General features: G+C 68.5%; 1 protein-coding gene. It reads right to left on the bottom strand.

Translation table 11 applies throughout. From position 1 onward, the window contains the following. Positions 1 to 219, bottom strand: a 219-nt coding sequence (locus B3E91_RS17130; protein WP_287030677.1) for a hypothetical protein, incomplete at both ends; no start/stop codon positions are given.

A 219-nucleotide genomic window follows, 5' to 3' on the forward strand; every position in this document is an offset into this window, starting at 1 on the left:
CGGCGTAGCGCTTCTTGCTGCCCTCCTCCGCGCCGCGGATGGTCGGCATCAGGAAGCGTCGGAAGTGCGTCTCGAACTGCAGCTCCAGCGCGCTTTCCAGGCCGTATTCGTCGCGCAGGTGCGCCCGCCACCAGTCGTTGACCCGCGCCACCAGCGCGCGGCCGATGCGTGCGGCCTCGTCTTCGTCGTATTCGCGACCGAGCCAGACGAAGGTGGAGT

It is taken from the genome of Pseudomonas sp. UBA6310 (genome assembly GCF_002438225.1).
GTDB classification, from domain to species: domain Bacteria; phylum Pseudomonadota; class Gammaproteobacteria; order Pseudomonadales; family Pseudomonadaceae; genus Pseudomonas_O; species Pseudomonas_O kuykendallii.